We start from the raw sequence: 19212 nt of genomic DNA on the forward strand, positions 1-19212 counted from the left end.
CCGCTTCCATGAAGATATTGACTGCTTTTACCGCGCTGGCGCTGATCGCCACGCCTTCGCTTGCCGCCGACAAGAAGAAGGCGCCGGCCAAGGAGCCGGTGCCGACCGGCGCGCTCGATTCGCTGATGCCGGCGGCGCCGCGCTATCTGGTGCCGCAGTCGGCGCTGGCGTCGGTGCGCAACCCGGCGGAGATCGAGAAGGAGACGGGCGGCCGGTTGGGCGTGGCGCTGGTCGACAAGTCCGGGGCGTTGCTGCTGGGCTTCAATCGCGACGAGCGGTTCGCCATGTGCTCGACCTTCAAGGCGCCGCTGGCCGCCGCCGTGCTGATTGGCGCGGAGGCCGGCAAGTTCGGGCTGGAGGGGACGATTCCGTTCAGCGGCGACGATATTCTCGATTACGCCCCGGTGGTGAAGAAGAACAAGAAGCGCGGCCGGATGAGCATGGGCGAACTGGCGCAGGCGGCGGTCGAGGTGAGCGACAATAGTGCCGCCAACCTGCTGTTGCCGATGCTGGGCGGACCGCCGGGGCTGACTGCCTTCATGCGCGCGCATGGCGACACCGTGTCGCGGCTCGACCGTAATGAGCCGACGCTCAACGAAAATGCAGAGGGTGATCCGCGCGACACCACATCGCCTGCCGCGATGGCCGGGCTGATGGGGCGGCTCTTCTTCCGCGACATGAAGCAGGAGAGTGCAGAGACGCTGCGCACCTGGTTCAATGCCAGCAGCACCGGCGACAAGCGGATCAAGGCCGGTCTGCCGCAGGGCTGGACGTCGGGCAGCAAGACCGGGACGTGCGGCACCGCCTATAATGACGTGGCGCTGGTGAAATCGCCGGCCGGCGACGAATATATCCTCGCCATCTATCTCGACCGGCCGACCGTGGACGCGAAGAAGGCCGAAGCCGCGATCGCGGAAACGGCGCAGGCCGCGCTCGCCTTCGTCGCGAAGGCGCAGAAGAGCGGGCTGGAATAATAACCCTGTGTCCCCCTCCCTCTCAGGGAGGGGGACAAGAGGGTGTGAAAGCCCCCTTGCCATCCCGTCATCACTTCGCCATATGCCGCGCCGGGAGTCGGGCGGACGTGATCGTCGCGAACCGGGTCAGGTCCTGACGGAAGCAGCCACAGTGATTTCGTCACGGGTCGTTCCGGCTCCTACTTTTCAAACAGCATCCATCTTCGACAATAGCTGCGCAAGCGGCTAGGACGTAAGCTATGTCCGATTCACCGCAGCCCTACCGCGTCCTTGCGCGCAAATATCGATCGCGCAGTTTCAGCGAGCTTATCGGGCAGGATGCCATGGTCCAGACGCTGGGCAATGCGATCCGGCGCGGGCGGCTGGCCCATGCCTTTCTGATGACCGGTGTGCGCGGGGTGGGGAAGACGTCCACCGCGCGCCTGATCGCCAAGGCGCTGAACTGCGTCGGCCCGGACGGGCAGGGCGGCCCGACCATCGACCCGTGCGGCATATGCGAACCCTGCGTCGCCATTGCCGAGGGGCGGCATATCGACGTGGTAGAAATGGACGCCGCCAGCCATACCGGTGTCGATGACGTGCGCGAGATTATCGAGGCGGTGCGCTACGCCGCCGTTTCGGCGCGCTACAAGATCTACATCATAGACGAAGTCCATATGCTCTCCAAGAATGCCTTCAACGCGCTGTTGAAGACGCTGGAGGAGCCGCCGGCCCATGTGAAATTCCTGTTCGCCACGACCGAGGTGAACAAGGTGCCGGTGACGGTGCTGTCGCGCTGTCAGCGGTTCGACCTGCGCCGTATTCCCGCCGAGCTGCTGGCCAGTCACTTCGCCAATATCTGCGACAAGGAAGGCGTGACGGCCGAAGCCGATGCGCTGGCGCTGATCGCGCAGGCGGCGGAAGGGTCCGCGCGTGATGGCCTGTCCATCCTCGACCAGGCGATCGCCCATGCCGAAATGGGCGAAGGCGAAAATGGCGCAGCGCTGCTGGTGACGGCGACCCAGGTGCGCGACATGCTGGGCCTGTCCGATCGCGGTTCCACCCGCCGGCTGCTCGGCTTGTTGCTGGAGGGTGATACTGGCGCGCTGCTCAGCGCCGTGCGCGATCAATATGCGCTGGGCGTCGAGCCGCTGGCGCTGATGCGCGGCCTGCTGGAACTGACCCATGCGGTGACCTTGGTGAAGGCCGGGCGCGATATCGCCAGCCCCGGCCAGTCGGCCGAGGAGCGGGAGGCGATTGCCGACTGGGCGTCGCAACTGGGCTTCGCGCCGCTGCATCGCCTGTGGCAATTGCTGCTGAAGGGCCATGACGAGGTGGCGAGCGCCGTCCTGCCGATCGAAAGCTGCGAAATGGCGCTGCTGCGCGTGATGCACGCGGCGACCATGCCCGATCCGGCCGAACTGGCGCGGATGCTGCGCGAAGGTGTGCCGGCTGGGCTGGCTGCGCCGCAAGGTGTCGAACAGGCGCGGCTGCCATCCGAACCCTCCGCTGCGCTGCCCCGCACGATGCAGGATCTGGTGGCGCTGGTCGACCGGTCCAAGCCATCGCTGGCCAATCATCTGAATGATTGCGCCGCACTGGTGTCGCTCGATCCGCCGGACGTGGCGGTGCGGTTGACCCATGACTGGCCGCAGGGCGATTTCAAGCGTGACCTGACGCAGGCGCTCAACAGCGCGCTGCCCGGCACGAAATGGACCGTGCGGCTGGAGGAAAGCGGCGGCGGCGCGACCCTGCAACAGCAGGAGCAGGCCGAAAAAGCCGCGGCCCGCGCGGAAATATTGGAAACCCCGGTGGTCAAGGCGGCGATGGCGGCCTTCCCCGATGCCGAGCTGGACGACAAGCTCGAACAATGGAGTGCGTAAGATATGAAGGATCTGAACGACATATTGGGCATGGCGAGCCGTGTTCAGGAAGAATTGCAGCGGGCGCAGGATGGCCTGGACAAGCTGGAAGTCGAAGGCGCGGCCGGCGGCGGTCTGGTGAAGGTCAAGGCGTCGGCCAAGGGACGCATCCTGGGCGTGTCGATCGACGAAAGCCTGCTCGCCCCATCGGAAAAGCAGATGCTGGAAGACCTGATTACGGCCGCGTTCAACGACGCGCGGAAGAAGGCGGATGAAGTCAGCAACGCCGAAATGGGCAAGATGACCGCCGGCCTGTCGCTGCCCCCCGGCTTCAAGCTGCCGTTCTGATTCGTGGACCGCACCAGCCCACTCCCCCGCCCGGCCACCCATATGATACTGCCGTTGGGTGGCCGAGCGGGGGAGTGGGCTGGTGCCGCTACCGAAATGCGCGAAAGCGCGTTTCACAGGCGATGGATCGATCACCCTTCGTTCATCGTTGCGCCATTATGACAGTTGGTGGCCCGTTTTCGGGCCATCAATAAGCTGATGGAGGTCATGAAGCGAATGTCACATTCGCTTCATGGGCAATTGATTGCCGCGACGGGCATCCCCATAATGGCGATGAACCGTAGGAGAGGGCCGCTTCGCTTCGGCCCCGGAGACTGAATGACTGTGCAATATCCCCTTCTGCCGCTGCGCGACATCGTCGTCTTCCCGCAGATGATCGTCCCGCTCTTCGTCGGCCGTGACAAGAGCGTTGCCGCACTGGAAGCGGCGATGGAAGGATCGAAGGAAATCTTCCTCGTGTCGCAGCTGGACCCGGCAGAGGATGATCCGGGTCGGGATTCGCTCTACGACACTGGCGTCGTGGCGATCGTGCTGCAGTTGCTGAAGCTGCCCGATGGCACGGTGCGCGTGCTGGTGGAGGGCAAGCATCGTGCCCAGCTCGATTCGATGGAAACGCGCGATTCCTATCTGGTCGCCAACGTCCATGACGTTGAGGAAATTGTGGCCGAAGGGCCGGAAGCCGCCGCGCTGATGCGGTCGGTCGCCGAACAGTTCGAGAATTACGCCAAGCTCAACAAGAAGCTGCCGGCCGAAACGCCGGTGCAGCTGCGCGAGATCGAGGATGCCGGGCGTCTGGCCGATGCCGTGTCCGCGAACATCAACGTCAAGGTATCCGATAAGCAGTCGCTGCTGGTCGAGGCCGATCCGGTCAAGCGCCTCGAAATGGTCTTCGCCTTCATGGAAGGCGAACTGGGCGTGCTCCAGGTCGAAAAGAAGATCCGTGGCCGCGTGAAGCGCCAGATGGAAAAGACCCAGCGCGAATATTATCTGAACGAGCAGTTGAAGGCGATCCAGCGCGAGCTTGGCAATGGCGAGGGTGAGGAGGGCGACGAACTCGCCGAACTGACCGAGAAGATCGCCAAGACCAAGCTGAGCAAGGAAGCCCGCGCCAAGGCGACGGCGGAGCTGAAGAAGCTCAAGGGCATGCAGCCCATGTCGGCTGAGGCTACGGTCGTCCGCAACTATCTCGACGTCCTGCTCGGCCTGCCCTGGGGCAAGAAGGGCAAGGTCAAGAATGACCTCAAGAAGGCGCAGGATATCCTCGATGAGGATCATTTCGCGCTGGAGAAGGTCAAGGACCGGATCATCGAATATCTGGCGGTTCAGGCGCGCACCAACAAGCTGAAGGGGCCGATCCTGTGCCTCGTCGGCCCGCCGGGCGTGGGCAAGACCTCGCTGGGCCGCTCGATCGCCAAGGCGACCGGGCGTGAGTTCGTGCGTCAGTCGCTGGGCGGCGTGCGCGACGAGGCCGAAATTCGCGGCCATCGCCGCACTTATATCGGCTCGCTGCCGGGCAAGATCGTGACCAACCTCAAGAAGGCGGGGACGATGAACCCGCTGTTCCTGCTGGATGAGATCGACAAGCTGGGCCAGGATTTCCGGGGCGATCCTGCGTCGGCGCTGCTCGAAGTGCTGGACCCGGAACAGAATAGCAAGTTCCAGGATCATTATCTGGAAATCGACGTCGACCTTTCGGACATCATGTTCGTGACGACGGCCAACTCGTTGAATTTGCCGCAGCCTTTGCTCGACCGCATGGAGATCATCCGGCTGGAAGGCTATACCGAGGATGAGAAGGTCGAGATCGCCCAGCGCCACCTGATCGCCAAGCAGATCGAGGCGCATGGCCTGAAGGATGGCGAGTTCGAGGTGACCGAGGAAGCGATCCGCGACCTCATCCGCTATTATACCCGTGAGGCAGGCGTCCGTACGCTGGAGCGCGAAGTCGCGCGACTGGCGCGCAAGGCGCTGCGGAAGATCCTTGAAGGCGCTTATGAGAAGATCGTCATAACGCCCGACAACCTAGACGATTTTGCTGGCGTGCGGAAATTCCGTCATGGCGTTGGCGAGGAAGAGGATCAGATCGGCGCGGTGACCGGACTGGCGTGGACCGAGGTTGGCGGCGAATTGCTGACGATCGAGGCGGTGACGGTGCCCGGCAAGGGGGCGATCAAGACCACCGGCAAGCTGGGCGAAGTGATGAACGAATCGGTGCAGGCTGCCTTCTCCTATGTGAAGGCGCGCTCGCCCGGCTATGGCATCAAGCCGAGCCTGTTCAACCGCAAGGACATCCATATCCACTTGCCCGAAGGGGCGGTGCCCAAGGATGGCCCCTCGGCCGGCATCGGCATGGTCACGACCATCGTGTCGACGCTCACCGGCATTCCCGTCCACAAGGATGTCGCCATGACCGGCGAGGTCACGCTGCGCGGGCGTGTACTGCCGATCGGTGGCCTGAAGGAGAAGCTGCTGGCGGCTCTGCGCGGTGGCATCAAGACGGTGCTGATCCCCCAGGAAAACGAGAAAGACCTAGCGGAAATTCCGGCCAACATTCGTGAAGGGCTGGAAATCGTGCCGGTCAGCCATGTGGACGAAGTGCTCGCCCGTGCGCTGGCTTCCGTGCCCGAAGCGATTGCCTGGACCGAAGAGGACGACCTCGCCGCCCAGCCGAGCAATGTGTCCGGCCGCGACGGCGATCCCGCTCTGCGGCACTAACAGGGGCAGAAAGCGGCGGCTATCCGGGGGTTTGACCTATGTTGCGCAAGTGGGCGCAAATTTGGGTTCGAGCCGGGTACTTTGTCGCTTTCCCTTTGACAGGCGCAGGAATCCGGGCCTTATTGCGCCCCCTACGCCGCGATTCCTAATACAACCAAACAGCACAAGGGGGTTCCCAAGGCATGAACAAGCAGGATCTGATCAGCGCAGTCGCTGAAAGCAGCGGCCTCAGCAAGAATGACGCGACGAAGGCCGTCGAGGGCGTGTTCGACGCCATCACCGGCGCTCTGAAGAAGGGCGACGAAGTGCGCCTCGTCGGTTTCGGCACTTTCTCGGTTTCGCAGCGCAAGGCTTCGACCGGCCGCAACCCGCGCACCGGCGAAACCATGACCATCAAGGCTTCGGCCCAGCCGAAGTTCAAGGCCGGCAAGGGCCTGAAGGATTCGGTCAACTAAGGGGCGCGGCGCCTGCCATCCGGCGGGCGCCCACCAGTTGACCCTGTACCGGCGTCGCGGCCGGAAAGTTTTCAGGAGAGTGGTGCGGCGACAGGAGGCATAGCCTTCGCGCCGTGAGACGCCGAAAGGCGAAAGGGACGAAAGGGCGCTGCCTTTTCGTCCCTTTCTTTTTGGGAGGGTGGCTTTGGGTGGTGAGGAGACGGGCGGTTTTTTTTAAGCCCTCTCCCGTCTTCACGGGAGAGGGTTGGGTGAGGGTCTTTCTTCCTGCAGGCCGGAAGTGCCTGTGTAGAACGAAGAAGACCCTCACCGACTGCGACTAGGCAGCAAGCTGCCAAGTCTCCGTTGCCTCTCCCGCGAAGGCGGGAGAGGGTAAAAGGAACGTCCGCATCTGGTCGTCAACCGACCTTTACCGTCATCCCAGCGGAAGCTGGGATCTCAGGCGATCTTGCGCTCCATGTCCTGCGCCTCCAGTCTTTATTGGGGTGACGGTGGCGCATGGCGGTTCGTTCTCGTTCCACGCCCCCTCCCGCCAACCCGCCCCTCGACCCTGCCGCATCCCCGCGTTAGGACGGGCGCATGACGGGACGACAGACGGGCAAAGCGATCGGGGCGGTTTGGGTGCTGGGGGCTGCGCTGCTGCTGTCGGCCTGTGGTGGCGGCAATTATCGTCCGGTGCGCGACATGCCGGTGAAGATCGGTCCGCCCTATAAGGTCCGCGGCACCACCTATGTGCCCGCCGCCGATCCATCTTATGACATGCTGGGCTATGCCAGCTGGTATGGATCGGAATCCGGCAATCGTACCGCCAATGGCGAGCAGTTCCGCGCCAAATGGGTGACGGCCGCCCACACGACCCTGCCACTGCCCAGCTATGTCGAGGTGACGGCGCTCGATACCGGCCGGACCATATTGGTGCGGATCAACGATCGCGGCCCCTTTGCCGGGCGGGGGCGGGTGATCGACCTGTCGCGTGGCGCGGCCGAGCAACTGGGTATCCGGGCGCAGGGCCATGCGGCGGTGCGCGTCCGCATCGTCGATCCGCCGGAAAAGGACCGGGAAAAGCTGCGCAAGGGCAAGCCCGTCGCCGATCGTCCGCGCGTACCGGGCAGCGTGCTGGCGAAATTGCGGGCGCAATTGCAGGCGTCGGGGCTGTAGCGGCAGGAAAAATTCGTCATTGCGGTTTGATCGCTTGACGACCGGTAATGGGCCGCATATGTGGCCCTTCTCTCGGGGCTACGGCCCCTGTGGCGATCGTAGCTCAGTTGGTTAGAGCGCCGGTTTGTGGTACCGGAGGTCGCGGGTTCGGATCCCGTCGATCGCCCCATTTTCTGCTTTCCCCCTGCCGTAAGGGGCCTGTCCCGACAGGGGACAAGGCGGGGAAGGTAGCCGTTTTTCTGCGCGGTTCGATCGTAAAAGCGGTTCCCACTTTTCTGTTCGATGCTCTATAGCGCCCGCATGACCGACGCGCGCGACACGGGGCTGACCCTCAATCCCAAATATGACGACAATGGCCTGATTACCGCCGTGGTGACCGATGCCGCGGACGGCGATCTGCTGATGGTCGCGCATATGAACGCGCAGGCGCTGGCCTTGACGATCGAGACGGGGCTGGCCCATTTCTGGTCGCGCAGTCGCCAGTCGCTGTGGAAGAAGGGCGAGACGTCCGGCCACATGCTGCAAGTGCGCGATATCCGCATCGATTGCGATCAGGACGCCGTCTGGGTGAAGGCGGTGCCGGCCGGTCCCACCTGCCATACCGGTGCCCGCTCCTGCTTCTTCCGCCGGGTCGGGCCGGATGGCCTGACGCTGGTTGATCCTGCCGTCGATGCGGCGGGCTAGCTTCGCTTTCCTGATCCTGCTGGCGGCGTGCCAGCGTGCGCCTGTGGCGGCCGACGCTGCCCCGGATGCAGGTGGCGCGCCGGCGTCGGGGCTGGAGCGTGCCGCGATCGAGAGCGGTGCGATTACCGACAGCAGCAAGACCTCGCCGGTTGGCCTGTATCAGCGCAGCCATGAAGCCGGGCGCGACCTGCTGTGCGTCATGCCGGCCAAGGATGCGGCCTTCCGCTTCGGCTTGCAGGCCAATTTCGGCGAGGATCAGAGTTGCCGAGGGCAGGGGACGGCGCGCCGCGCGGGCGACAAGCTGATTCTCAGCTTCAAGGGCGGGGATCGCTGCATCGTCGTGGCGCAATATGATGGCGATCAGGTGGCGCTGCCCGGCGTGGTCGATATGGCCTGCGCCGACCTGTGCGAAGGCCGCGGTTCGCTGGAAGGGGTCAGCTTTCCCCGCATCGCCAGCGACGCCGCCAGCGCCCTGCGCGCGCGCGACAGCAGCGGTGAGGCGCTGTGCGAAAATTAGTGACCGATATAACGGCCCGGCCTGTGATTGACGATCAGCACCATGTTCATGGCCGCAGCGGACAGGACTGACAGGCCGAACCGTTCGAAGCTGAGCAATGGCAGCGATCCCAACAGGATCGCTATATCGCACAACATCTGCGTGCGCCCGGCATTCCAGCCGCGCCGCCGTTGCAGGATCAGCGCTACCACGCCCACGCCGCCGACGCCCGCGCCGTGGCGGGCGATCGCCAATATGCCGAAACCGATGATGGAGCCGCCGAACAGGGCGGCGAACAAGGGGCTGACCCGGGCGATCTGAAGCGCGGCCGGCATGGTCAGGCCCACGCCCATGATCGCGACATTGGCGAACAATGTCTTGAGGCCGAACGCCATCCCCATCGCCCGGCCGGCGAAGAGGAAGAAGGGGATGTTGATGAGCAGGAACAGGCTCGCCGGCGACCAATGGATCAGATAGGACAGCAGTAACGCGATCCCCGCCATACCGCCGGTGACGAGATTGGCGGCCTTCAGCAGCATCAGCCCCATGGCGATGAAGGCGCAGCCGATGGCGATGGCATAGCCATCTTCGGCGATGCTGTGGGGGCGGGCAGCGGGTTGCTGCGTCGGGATGACAGGCGGCATGGGCGATATCCGTGAAGCGTTGGCGCCGTGGACATCCCCTGTTATATTATTGCGCTTGCCTATAACGACATTACGCGCATCTGCATAGGCTCAGCCGCCAGTGTCGGCCTGCGCCGGGCCGAACAGGTCGATCGCCTGGAACAGCCGGGTCAGTGCTTCCCGTTCCTCCAAGTCGATTTCCGGCCGCCACACTTCGAACAGCAGAACGACGCGCGTCTCGTCGCTGCGGTTCCAGGCTTCATGCTCGATACTGTCGTCGAACAGCAGCATCTCGCCCTTGCGCCAGGCGCGCGTTTCCGCCCCGACGCGCAATGCGCAGTCGCCGGGCACCAGCAGGGGCAGGTGACAGATCAGGCGTGTGTTGAGCAGGCCGTGATGCGGCTGGATATGCGTGCCGGGCTTGAGTAGCGACCAGAGCGCGGCGGGCGATCGTCCCGCGATCATCGGCATCGGTGCCAGCGCCAGCGCGGCCATGACCGATGGACAGCGCCGCGCATTCTCCTCCACCGGCGCGCCGCCTTCCCAGAAATAGAGCGCCCCCCAGCTGGGGTCGTCGCGCAGCGGATTATTGGGGGCGGGGCGGTCCGCGGATGTCCGAACATAGGGGGCGAAGTCCGTGTCCTGTGCGCGCACGGCCGTCAGTTCCGCGACGATCGCGTCGGTCATGGCCTCCATCGGCGCGACCCAGTCAAATTCCGAGCGCTCGTAAAAGGCGCGCTGCGGCAGGCCGGGGAAGTAGAACATGCTGGGCTGTTGCAGATAGAGGGCTTGCTTGCCGAGCAGCAGATCGGTGGCGTGAGCGATGCGCGGCAATTGGGGCAGGTCGCGGATCGCGGCGGTCAGATGATCCTCGAACCGCTGGCTTGATTGCGCGACGCTGGCCTGCGCCTGTTGCAGCAGTGACTGGAGTTGCGGCGGCGCGCCGGTGGCGGCTGCTTGAGCCAGAGCAGCGCGAAACCAGCTGATCGACCCGCGCTCGTCGCCCCGGCGCAGCGCATTCTGGCCCATGGCCAGCAGGGCAGGCAGGCTGCGGGTATCGGCGTCCAGCATGCGCCGCAGCGCCGCCGCCTCGCCCTCCAGATCGCCGCTGCGGTTGCAGGCCTGTGCCATCAGCATGGCGGGGGGATCGGCCATTTCGCGCAGGGTTGCCAGCGCGACCGGCACATCGCCGCGCCGCAATGCCGCCAGTGCGGCTTCCGCCAGTTTCGCTTCTCTTGCCGGATCGCTCATGTCCCCGCCTTATCGGGCGGGGCAGCGGGGGGAAGCGGCTTATTCAGCGGCGGCGGCAATCATGTCGGACGGGCGCCGTTCCAGCATGATCGCCAGCAGGAAGACGACAAGGCCGCCCAGCGCCAGCGCCGCGCCGATCCAGCCGGTTGATACCAGCCCGTAGCCCGCAGCGATCGACAGGCCGCCCAGCCAGGGGCCGATGGCGTTGGCCACATTGAAGGCGCTGTGATGCAGTGCGGCGGCCAGCGTCTGCGCATCGCCGGAGACATCCATCAGGCGTGCCTGCAAGGGCGTGCCGAGGCCGCCGCCGATGCCGATCAGGAAGATGATCAGGCTGAGCGTCCAGATATTGCCGGCCATCAGCGGGAACAGCGCCAATGATGCGGCGCTCCACAGCAGCACGCCGATGACGGTGCGATTGCGCGCCTTGTCCGCCAGCCAGGCGATGATGAGATTGCCCAGCGTCATGCCGATGCCGAAGATGGCCAGGATCAGCGGGACATAATGTTCGGACACATGGGTGACCTCAATCATGGTCGAGGCGACATAGGTGTAGACTGCGAACAAGCCGCCAAAACCGATCGCGCCGGTCAGCAGCGTCAGCCACACCTGCCCCTTGCCCAGCGCGGTCAGTTCGCGCATCGGGCTGGCCTTGGGGTCGCCGGCGTCGCGCGGGGCGTAGAGCGCCACCAAGGTCACCGTCGCCACGGCCAGCGCTGCCACCACGAAGAAACCCGAGCGCCAGCCCAGCGCCTGCCCCAGCCAGTTGGCGACCGGGACGCCCAGCACGGTGGCGACGGTCAGGCCGGACATGACCTTGGCGATGGCAAGGGTGCGCTTTTCGATGGGTACGAGGCTGGCGGCGACCAGCGCGGCGACGCCGAAATAGGCGCCATGGGGCAGGCCGCTCAGGAAACGGAACAGCAGCATCCAGTGATAGCTGGGCGACAGGGCGGACAGGGCATTGGCGATGGCGAACATCGCCATCAGGCCGATCAGCAATGTCCGGCGCGGCAGGCGGGCGCCAAAGGCGGCGATGACCGGCGCACCCGCCACCATGCCCAGCGCATAGGCGCTGATCGCATGGCCGGCGGTGCTGATATCGATCCCCAGGTCGCGGGCGAAGAAGGGCAGCAGGCTCATCGCCGCAAATTCGGTGGTGCCGATGGCGAAGGCCCCGACCGACAGGGCAAACAGGACGAGCGCGGGGTGCGCGCTGCGGGGACGGGTGCCCATGGCCAGCTCCATGCTGCGTTGCAAAAAGATACGGAAGTCCCGCAAATGGGCCTGATGACAGCGCTGGTCAACCCTGCATTCGTATGAGATTTTTGCACCTGCGGTGCCGCACTCTGCAATCAATTGCATTTAGCGGTGGGTACTGGATCGGCTATAGCGCCGCCATGACAGAGAAAATCGGGCAGGATGGACGGGTGGTCTTCATCGGGGCAGGCGCCGTGCTGGCGTCGCTGACGTCGGTTACGCTTGGCGCGGCAATAGCCAAGACCCTTTTTCCCGTGGTCGGCGCCTATGGCATCACCAGCTTGCGGGTCGGGCTGGGCGCGATCCTGCTGATACTGTTCCGTCGGCCGTGGCGGCGCGCGGTCCCTTCCGACTTACGCTGGTCCCTGCTGGCATATGGCGCTGTGCTGGGACTGATGAACATCCTTATCTATCAGGCGTTCGCCCGCATCCCGATCGGCATCGCCATTGCGATCGAGGTGATCGGGCCGCTGGCCGTGGTCCTGTTCGGGTCGCGCCGGCCGCGCGATTTTCTGTGGCTGGCAGCGGCGGTCGGCGGGTTGCTGCTGCTGTTGCCGCTGCGCAGCGATGCGGTGCTCGATCCGCTGGGGGTCGGCTGTGCTCTGGCCGCGGCGGCCTGCTGGGCCACCTATATCCTGACTGGCAAGCGCGTTTCCGGCGCCTTGGGCGGGGATGCGGTCGCCTGGGGCATGATGATCGCGGCCATACTGATCCTGCCGGTGGGTGTCGCCCACTATACTGCGGCGCTGTTCAGCCCGCATGTGCTGTTGCTGGGCATCGCCATCGCTTTTCTGTCCAGCGCCTTGCCCTATTCGCTGGATATGGAGGCGATGCGGCGATTGCCGGCACCGGTGTTCGGCCTGATGGTCAGTTCCGCGCCGGCCGTGGGGGCGGTGATCGGCTTTGCCTTGCTGGGCGAGCGGCTGACCCTGCTCCAGTGGATCGCGATCCTGTGCATTATGGCGGCGTCCGGCGGCAGCGCGCTGACCGCCGGGCACAAGCCGACGATCGAGGATGCGCCGCAATAGGCTGTTACCCCACCTTCGCCTTGCTGACGTCCAGCATCTTGCCGTCGGTAATCACCACCAGATCGCCTACCTTGGTCACGCCGAACAGCTTTTCGGCGAAATCCCTGGGCACGCCTATGCAGCCATGGGTGCCGCGGCCCCATTGCACGTCGCTGCCGTGGATGAACACGCCGTCGCTGGTCAGCCGCTGGGCAAAGGGCATGGGCGCATTGTCATAGGTGCGCGAATAATAGTCCGCGATCTTCTGCGTGATCGGGAAGGCGCCCTTGGGACTGGGCTTGTCGGTCGCGCCATAAAGGATCACGGCGGCGCCGATTTCATAGCCATCGCGAAAGACTGACAAGGTCTGCGCCCGCAGGTCGACGGTGATGATGACGCGGCCGGTGGTCGGCGCGCCCTTTTCGTCCCAGGCATAGTCGCCATGGCGGAACGGGCCGTCGATCTTCAGCACGCGCTTCACGCGCAGGGCATGGGGATCGACGGCCATGCCCTGATCGCTGCGCAATTCCGCGGGCTTAGCGGGGGCGGGAAAGGCGGTAGGAGCGAGTGAGGCTTTTTCCGGCACCGGCGCTTCGGGCGCTGCTTTGCCCTCGAACGCCTGCCGGTCGACCGATATGGCGATGACCAGCGCGGTCATCGCCGCCACGCCGCCGATCGCCAGCTTCGGCCCGAACCGTTTCAGGAAACCCGCCATCTTCGTCCCATTGCCTCCATGTCAGCGGCAGCATAGGCGCAGAAGGTTAAATTCAGCCTTCCCGCGCCACTTCCGCTGCCGCGATCGCGGTCAGGTTCAGGATGCCGCGCGACGTCACGCCGGGGGTCAGCACATGGATCGGCTTGGTCAGGCCCATCAGCATCGGCCCGACCGTAGGCGAGCTGGAGGAAGCCGCCAGCGCGGTCAGCGTGATGTTGGCTGCGTCGAGGTTCGGCATGACCAGCAGGTTCGCCGGCCCCTCGAACCGCGAATCGGGGATAAGGCGTTCGCGCAATGACTGGCTGAGCGCTGCATCGGCATGCATTTCGCCATCCACCGCCAGGTCGGGGGCGGCATCGCGCACGATCTTGTACGCCTTGCGCATCTTGCGTGCGCTGTCGGTGTGCGACGCCCCGAAATTGGAATGGGACAGGATCGCCACGCGCGGCTTCAGGCCGAAATGCTGAATTTCGGCCGACGCCGCCAGCGTCATTTCCGCAATCTGTTCGGGCGTCGGGTCCGGCACCATATGGGTGTCGGTGATGAACAGCGCGCCGGCGTCCAGGATCAGTCCCGACAGCGCATAGACGCGGCTGTGATCCGGCGCCCGGTCGATGATGCGCAGCACATGTTCGACCTGCCCCCAATATTCGGACCGGCCACCGACCAGCGCGGCATCGACCCGGCCGGTCTGCAACAGCATGGCAGCGGTGATGGTCGGGCGGCGATAGACATGGCGCAATATTTCGTCGGCCGGCACGCCCCGGCGGGATGCGACCGCGCGATAGGCCTCGACCAGCTCACCCATGATGAGGTGATCGGTTTCGGGATCGACCACATCGACGTCGCGATCCAGTTCGAAGCCGAGGCCCAGTTCGGGCAGCTTCTGTTCCAGGATGCGGCGGCGCGCGACGATGGTCGGACGGGCAATGCCTTCGTCCAGCGCGTCGCGAATGGCGCGCAGCACGCGGTCATCCTCGCCCTCGCCATAGGCGATGCGAGTCTGGCTGCCGCGCGCAGCTTCGAACACCGGTAGCATCAACTGGCCCGATCGCGTGGCCTGATGCGTCAGGCTGCGCTTGTAATCGTCCAGGTCCAGCGTCTTGGTCGCGACGCCACTGTCCATGGCCGCCCGCGCCACCGCAACCGCAATCTCGCCGATCAGGCGCGGGTCGAACGGGGTGGGGATGATATAGTCGGCGCCGAACACCAGCTTGCGGCCGCCATAGGCCTGCGCCACGCTGTCATGCGCGGGCATGCGGGCCAGCGCCGCGATGGCGTCGGCGGCGGCGACCTTCATCGCTTCGTTGATCTGCGTCGCGCCACAATCCAGCGCGCCGCGGAAAATATAGGGGAAGCACAGGACGTTGTTGACCTGATTGGGATAGTCCGACCGTCCGGTGGCGATGATCGCGTCCGGGCGCACTTCGCGTGCGGCTTCGGGGCGGATTTCCGGTTCCGGGTTGGCCAGCGCGAAGATCAGCGGATTGGGCGCCATCAGCGGCAGCCATTCGGCCTTCAGCACGCCCGGCGCGGAGAGGCCGAGGAACAGGTTAGCACCCGGCAGCACGTCGGGCAGGGTGCGCGCGTTGGTGTTGCGGGCATAGCGCGCCATGTTGGGCAGCATGCCCTCGCGACCCGAATGGATGACGCCGTCCTTGTCGGTCATCGTCACATTTTCGATCGGCAGGCCCATCGACACGAGCAGGTCGACGCAGGCGAGCGCGGCGGCGCCGGCGCCCGACGTTACCAGCTTTGCGTCGGCGAGCGTCTTGCCCTGCAACACCAGCGCGTTGCGTACGGCCGCCGCGACGACGATGGCGGTGCCATGCTGATCGTCATGGAAGACCGGAATGTTCATCCGTTCCTTCAGACGCCGTTCGATTTCGAAACATTCGGGCGCCTTGATATCTTCCAGATTGATGCCGCCGAAGGTCGGCTCCATCAGGGCGACCGCATCCACGAAAGCATCCGCATCGGTCGTGTCGATTTCGATGTCGAACACATCGATATCGGCGAATTTCTTGAAGAGGACGGCCTTGCCTTCCATCACCGGCTTGGAGGCCAGCGCGCCGATCGCGCCCAGTCCCAGCACGGCGGTGCCGTTGGAGATGACGGCGACCAGATTGCCGCGCGCGGTATAGTCCATGGCCTTGGCCGGATCGGCAGCGATCTCGACGCAGGGCGCGGCCACGCCCGGCGAATAGGCCAGGGCAAGGTCGCGCTGGTTCACCATGCGCTTGGTCGGCTCGATGCGGAGCTTACCGGGCTGGGGATAGCGGTGATAGTCTAGGGCGGCGCGGCGGGTGTTATCGTCCATGGCCGGGGCCTTAGAGCCTCGGTTCCGCTAGGGCAAGACAGTGCGTTCCCAGGGCGGCATCGGGACATAAAGTGTAACAAGAAAATCGACGAAGGCGGTGATGGCGAGCGGGGGATTGGCCTGCGGCAATTGTACCGCGAACAGGCCGACATCGGCGGACCCTTCATGGTCGGGCAATATCTGCCGCACCTCGCCACGTTCCAGCGCAGTGCTGATGTCCCATAGGGACCGCAGCGCGATGCCGCCGCCCGCCAGCGTCAGTTCGCGTACCAGTTCGCTGCTGTTGGTGCGGACATGGCTGCGCCCTTCGATGCTCACCGGTCCCTTCGGCCCGACGAGCCGCCAGGGCATCTGCCCCTCGGCCGCCAGCAGGCGATGGGATTTGAGGTCGGTGATGCGTGCCGGTTCACCGAAACGGTCCAGATAGGCGGGCGCCGCGCATAATATGCGCCGGTTGGTCGCCAGCCGTCTGGCGGTGAGGCTCCGCCCCGGATCGGCGGTGATGCGGATGGCGAGGTCCGCGCGGCTTTCGATCAGGTCGGCAAAGTCGTCCGACAGGTCGACGGTCAGATCGACCTTCGGGTGGGCATCGATGAAGCGCGGCAGATAGGGCGCAAGGTGCATGCGCCCGAAGGAGGTCGGCGCGGTGATGCGCAGCGGTCCGCTGGCCACAGCCGATATGCCCGATACGCGCCGTTCCGCCTCGTCCAGCGTCGCCAATATGGTACGCAGGTCGGCATGCAGCCGCTCGCCGGCCGGGGTGAGTGCCAGCCGCCGGGTGGTGCGATGGACCAGTTTCGCGCCCAGCCGTTCCTCCAGACGCGCCAACCGCTTCGACATCATCGCGGGCGATATATGCAGTCGCCGCCCGGCCGCCGCCAGCCCGCCTTCGTCCACGACCGTCACGAACAATTCATGGTCCGGGTCCATCATATTCGTTCACCACAGGAATGACTGTATTTAAATAATAGCGTCTACACGGTATAATGGGAGTTGGCTATATAATGTGCAGCAACCACCTTCGTCATTTCCGCGAAGGCGGGAACCCATCTCCCGCCCCATCGTCAGGTGGAACGCTTGGGAGATAGGTCCCCGCTTGCGCGGGGATGACGGAAGAGAGTGAAGGAGTGGACTCATGACTGACCGCATGATCGAAAAGGCCGGCCTTCAGGTCGCGCAGGAACTGGCCGACTTCATCGATGGCCGCGCGCTGCCCGGCACCGGCATTGCGTCCGAGGCCTTCTGGGCCGGCGCTGCCGATATCTTCGCGCGCTTCACGCCGGACAATGCAGCCCTGCTGCGCAAGCGGGACACGCTCCAGACGCAGATCGACGGCTGGCATGAGCAGCGCCGGGGCCAGCCCCACGATCCGCAGGCCTATCAGGCTTTCCTGCGGGAGATCGGCTATCTGGTCCCCGAACCCGCGCCTTTCACGATTGGCAGCGAGCATGTCGATGATGAGGTCGCCCGTCTGGCCGGGCCGCAACTGGTCGTCCCGATCCTCAATGCCCGCTTCCTGCTGAATGCCGCCAATGCGCGCTGGGGCAGCCTCTATGATGCGCTCTACGGCACCGACGCGATACCGGGTGCGGCGATGGGCAAGGGCTATGACGCCGCGCGCGGCGCGCAGGTCATCGACTGGGCAAAGGCGTTTCTGGACGACGCGATCCCGCTGGCGAGCGGGAACTGGGCCGATCTGGCGAGCGAGGAGATCATCCTGGCCGACCCATCGCAGTTCGTTGGGACGAGCGAGAAGGGCAAGCTGTTCCGCCATAACGGCCTGCATATCGAAGTCGTCTTCGACACGGCGCATCCGATCGGCGCGACCGATCCGGCCGGCATATCCGACGTCATCCTGGAGTCTGCACTGACCGCCATCTGCGATCTGGAGGACAGCGTCGCCGCCGTCGATGCACAGGACAAGGTTGCCGCCTATGCCAACTGGCTGGGCCTGATGCAGGGCGATCTGACAGAGACGTTCGAGAAGGGCGGGGCGATGATGACCCGCGCGCTGAACCCCGACCGTGCGTATATCGCGCCGGATGGTAGCAACTTCACGCTGCCGGGGCGCAGCCTGCTGTTCGTCCGCAATGTCGGCCATTTGATGACCAACCCGGCGATCCGCCTGGCCAATGGCGAGGAAGCACCCGAAGGCATATTGGACGGCATCGTCACCAGCCTGATCGCGCTTCATGACCTGAAGCAGGATGGTGGTAACAGCCGCGCCGGCAGCGTCTATATCGTCAAGCCCAAGATGCACGGGCCGGAAGAAGCGGGCTTCACCAACCGGCTGTTCGACGCGATCGAGGATATGCTGGGCATGGCCCGCCATACCCTGAAGGTCGGCGTCATGGACGAGGAACGCCGCACTTCGGCCAATCTCGCCGCCTGTATCGAGGCGGTTCGCGATCGCATCGTCTTCATCAACACCGGCTTCCTCGACCGCACCGGGGACGAGATGCACACGTCGATGCAGGCCGGACCGATGATCCGCAAGGGAGAGATGAAGAGCAGCGACTGGATCACCGCCTATGAGGACCGCAACGTCCAGATCGGCCTTGCCTGTGGCCTGTCCGGCCGGGCGCAGATCGGCAAGGGCATGTGGGCCGCGCCGGATCGCATGGCCGACATGCTGGAGCAGAAGTCGGGTCACCCGAAGAGCGGGGCCAACACCGCATGGGTGCCGTCGCCCACCGCCGCGACGCTGCATGCGACCCATTATCACCGGATCGACGTTTTCGCCCGTCAGGCAGAGCGCGAGGCGGAAGGGGTCGCGCCGCTCGACAAGCTGCTGACCATCCCGGTCGCGGTCGGCCGCAACTTCTCGGACGAGGAGATTGCGCAGGAACTGGACAATAATGCGCAGGGCATATTGGGCTATGTCGTCCGCTGGGTCGATCAGGGCGTCGGCTGCTCCAAGGTGCCCGATATCCACGATATCGGCCTGATGGAGGATCGCGCGACGCTGCGCATTTCTTCGCAACATATGGCCAACTGGCTACTGCATGGTGTCTGCACGGCGGACCAAGTCGATGCCGCGCTGGAGCGGATGGCTGCCAAGGTCGATGCGCAGAATGCGGGCGATCCGCTCTATCAACCGATGAGCGGCCGGGAAGCGGAGAGCCTGGCCTATCAGGCCGCCCGCGCGCTGGTGTTCGAGGGTGTCGAGCAGCCCAGCGGTTATACCGAGCCTTTGCTCCACGCCTTCCGCGCGGAACAGAAGGCGGAAGCGCTGGAAGACGCATAAAATTTCGTCATTGCGAGCGGAGCGAAGCAATCCACTGGCGCGACCTTGGATTGCTTCGCTCCGCTCGCAATGACGATCTTGTGGCTGTCCCCATGCTGCGTTAGCCCTGACCCGGCGCGCA

16 protein-coding genes, 1 tRNA gene and 1 other RNA gene are annotated in these 19212 nt (G+C 64.9%); 12 read left to right on the forward strand and 6 right to left on the reverse strand.

All coding sequences use genetic code 11. The features are described 5' to 3' along the window. The first annotated feature begins 8 nt into the window (after positions 1 to 8). The 10 genes from blaSGM to ACNHGR_RS02665 all read left to right on the forward strand — a co-directional run bounded on the left by blaSGM (position 9) and on the right by ACNHGR_RS02665 (position 8689). The gene (gene blaSGM / locus ACNHGR_RS02620; RefSeq protein ID WP_475288305.1) at positions 9 to 974 is read left to right on the forward strand and encodes an SGM family class A beta-lactamase; all 966 of its coding nucleotides are present in this window, start codon (positions 9 to 11) and stop codon (positions 972 to 974) included. A gap of 89 nt (positions 975 to 1063) precedes the next feature. After that, positions 1064 to 1161: signal recognition particle sRNA small type (ffs, locus tag ACNHGR_RS02625), an RNA gene on the forward strand. A 52-nt stretch (positions 1162 to 1213) separates the two neighbouring features. Next, positions 1214 to 2836: a DNA polymerase III subunit gamma/tau gene (locus tag ACNHGR_RS02630; protein WP_475284005.1), complete on the forward strand. Its 1623-nt coding sequence runs from the start codon at positions 1214 to 1216 to the stop codon at positions 2834 to 2836. Between the two features lie 3 nt (positions 2837 to 2839). Further along, a complete protein-coding gene (locus ACNHGR_RS02635) occupies positions 2840 to 3163 on the forward strand; it encodes a YbaB/EbfC family nucleoid-associated protein (RefSeq protein WP_184271542.1) in 324 nt (107 codons plus the stop codon). A 318-nt stretch (positions 3164 to 3481) separates the two neighbouring features. After that, positions 3482 to 5878 carry an endopeptidase La gene (lon, locus tag ACNHGR_RS02640; protein ID WP_184271543.1) on the forward strand — a complete coding sequence of 799 codons (2397 nt, stop codon included), beginning with the start codon at positions 3482 to 3484 and terminating at the stop codon, positions 5876 to 5878. Positions 5879 to 6060: 182 nt separating this feature from the next. Then, on the forward strand, positions 6061 to 6333 hold the full coding sequence (locus tag ACNHGR_RS02645) for an HU family DNA-binding protein (protein ID WP_024019962.1): 273 nt from the start codon (positions 6061 to 6063) through the stop codon (positions 6331 to 6333). Between the two features lie 681 nt (positions 6334 to 7014). Beyond that, positions 7015 to 7488 carry a septal ring lytic transglycosylase RlpA family protein gene (locus ACNHGR_RS02650; RefSeq protein ID WP_475288306.1) on the forward strand — a complete coding sequence of 158 codons (474 nt, stop codon included), beginning with the start codon at positions 7015 to 7017 and terminating at the stop codon, positions 7486 to 7488. Positions 7489 to 7580: 92 nt separating this feature from the next. After that, positions 7581 to 7657, forward strand: a tRNA-His gene (locus ACNHGR_RS02655). A 131-nt stretch (positions 7658 to 7788) separates the two neighbouring features. Beyond that, complete coding sequence (gene hisI, locus ACNHGR_RS02660) at positions 7789 to 8172, forward strand: phosphoribosyl-AMP cyclohydrolase (RefSeq protein WP_311269942.1); 384 nt, start codon at positions 7789 to 7791, stop codon at positions 8170 to 8172. Further along, a complete protein-coding gene (locus ACNHGR_RS02665) occupies positions 8159 to 8689 on the forward strand; it encodes a hypothetical protein (RefSeq protein ID WP_475284006.1) in 531 nt (176 codons plus the stop codon). The genes hisI and ACNHGR_RS02665 overlap by 14 nt, the downstream gene beginning before the upstream one ends. Here the strand turns inward: ACNHGR_RS02665 and ACNHGR_RS02670 are convergent. The 3 genes from ACNHGR_RS02670 to ACNHGR_RS02680 form a co-directional block, all read right to left on the reverse strand. Next, positions 8686 to 9312, reverse strand: coding sequence for a YitT family protein (locus tag ACNHGR_RS02670; protein ID WP_184271555.1), 627 nt, complete (start codon positions 9310 to 9312; stop codon positions 8686 to 8688). The genes ACNHGR_RS02665 and ACNHGR_RS02670 overlap by 4 nt on opposite strands. Before the next feature lie 90 nt (positions 9313 to 9402). After that, complete coding sequence (locus tag ACNHGR_RS02675; protein WP_475284007.1) at positions 9403 to 10542, reverse strand: aspartyl/asparaginyl beta-hydroxylase domain-containing protein; 1140 nt, start codon at positions 10540 to 10542, stop codon at positions 9403 to 9405. A 39-nt stretch (positions 10543 to 10581) separates the two neighbouring features. Continuing rightward, positions 10582 to 11790: an MFS transporter gene (locus tag ACNHGR_RS02680; RefSeq protein ID WP_475284008.1), complete on the reverse strand. Its 1209-nt coding sequence runs from the start codon at positions 11788 to 11790 to the stop codon at positions 10582 to 10584. A gap of 152 nt (positions 11791 to 11942) precedes the next feature. On the opposite strand from ACNHGR_RS02680, the gene ACNHGR_RS02685 reads away from it, so the two are divergent. After that, positions 11943 to 12830 carry an EamA family transporter gene (locus tag ACNHGR_RS02685; protein ID WP_475284009.1) on the forward strand — a complete coding sequence of 296 codons (888 nt, stop codon included), beginning with the start codon at positions 11943 to 11945 and terminating at the stop codon, positions 12828 to 12830. 4 nt (positions 12831 to 12834) lie between these two features. Here ACNHGR_RS02685 and ACNHGR_RS02690 read toward each other — a convergent pair whose 3' ends face one another. Genes ACNHGR_RS02690 through ACNHGR_RS02700 form a run of 3 tightly spaced genes read right to left on the reverse strand, consistent with a single transcriptional unit; the run spans position 12835 to position 16777 of the window. Continuing rightward, the gene (locus ACNHGR_RS02690) at positions 12835 to 13524 is read right to left on the reverse strand and encodes a L,D-transpeptidase (protein ID WP_475284010.1); all 690 of its coding nucleotides are present in this window, start codon (positions 13522 to 13524) and stop codon (positions 12835 to 12837) included. A gap of 52 nt (positions 13525 to 13576) precedes the next feature. Next, positions 13577 to 15844, reverse strand: coding sequence for an NADP-dependent malic enzyme (locus tag ACNHGR_RS02695; protein WP_184271571.1), 2268 nt, complete (start codon positions 15842 to 15844; stop codon positions 13577 to 13579). Between the two features lie 27 nt (positions 15845 to 15871). Next, the gene (locus tag ACNHGR_RS02700) at positions 15872 to 16777 is read right to left on the reverse strand and encodes a LysR family transcriptional regulator (RefSeq protein WP_475284011.1); all 906 of its coding nucleotides are present in this window, start codon (positions 16775 to 16777) and stop codon (positions 15872 to 15874) included. A 202-nt stretch (positions 16778 to 16979) separates the two neighbouring features. On the opposite strand from ACNHGR_RS02700, the gene ACNHGR_RS02705 reads away from it, so the two are divergent. Further along, positions 16980 to 19091: a malate synthase G gene (locus ACNHGR_RS02705; RefSeq protein WP_475284012.1), complete on the forward strand. Its 2112-nt coding sequence runs from the start codon at positions 16980 to 16982 to the stop codon at positions 19089 to 19091. The last annotated feature ends 121 nt before the right edge of the window (positions 19092 to 19212 follow it).

Source organism: Sphingobium sp. RS1 (assembly GCF_056156825.1).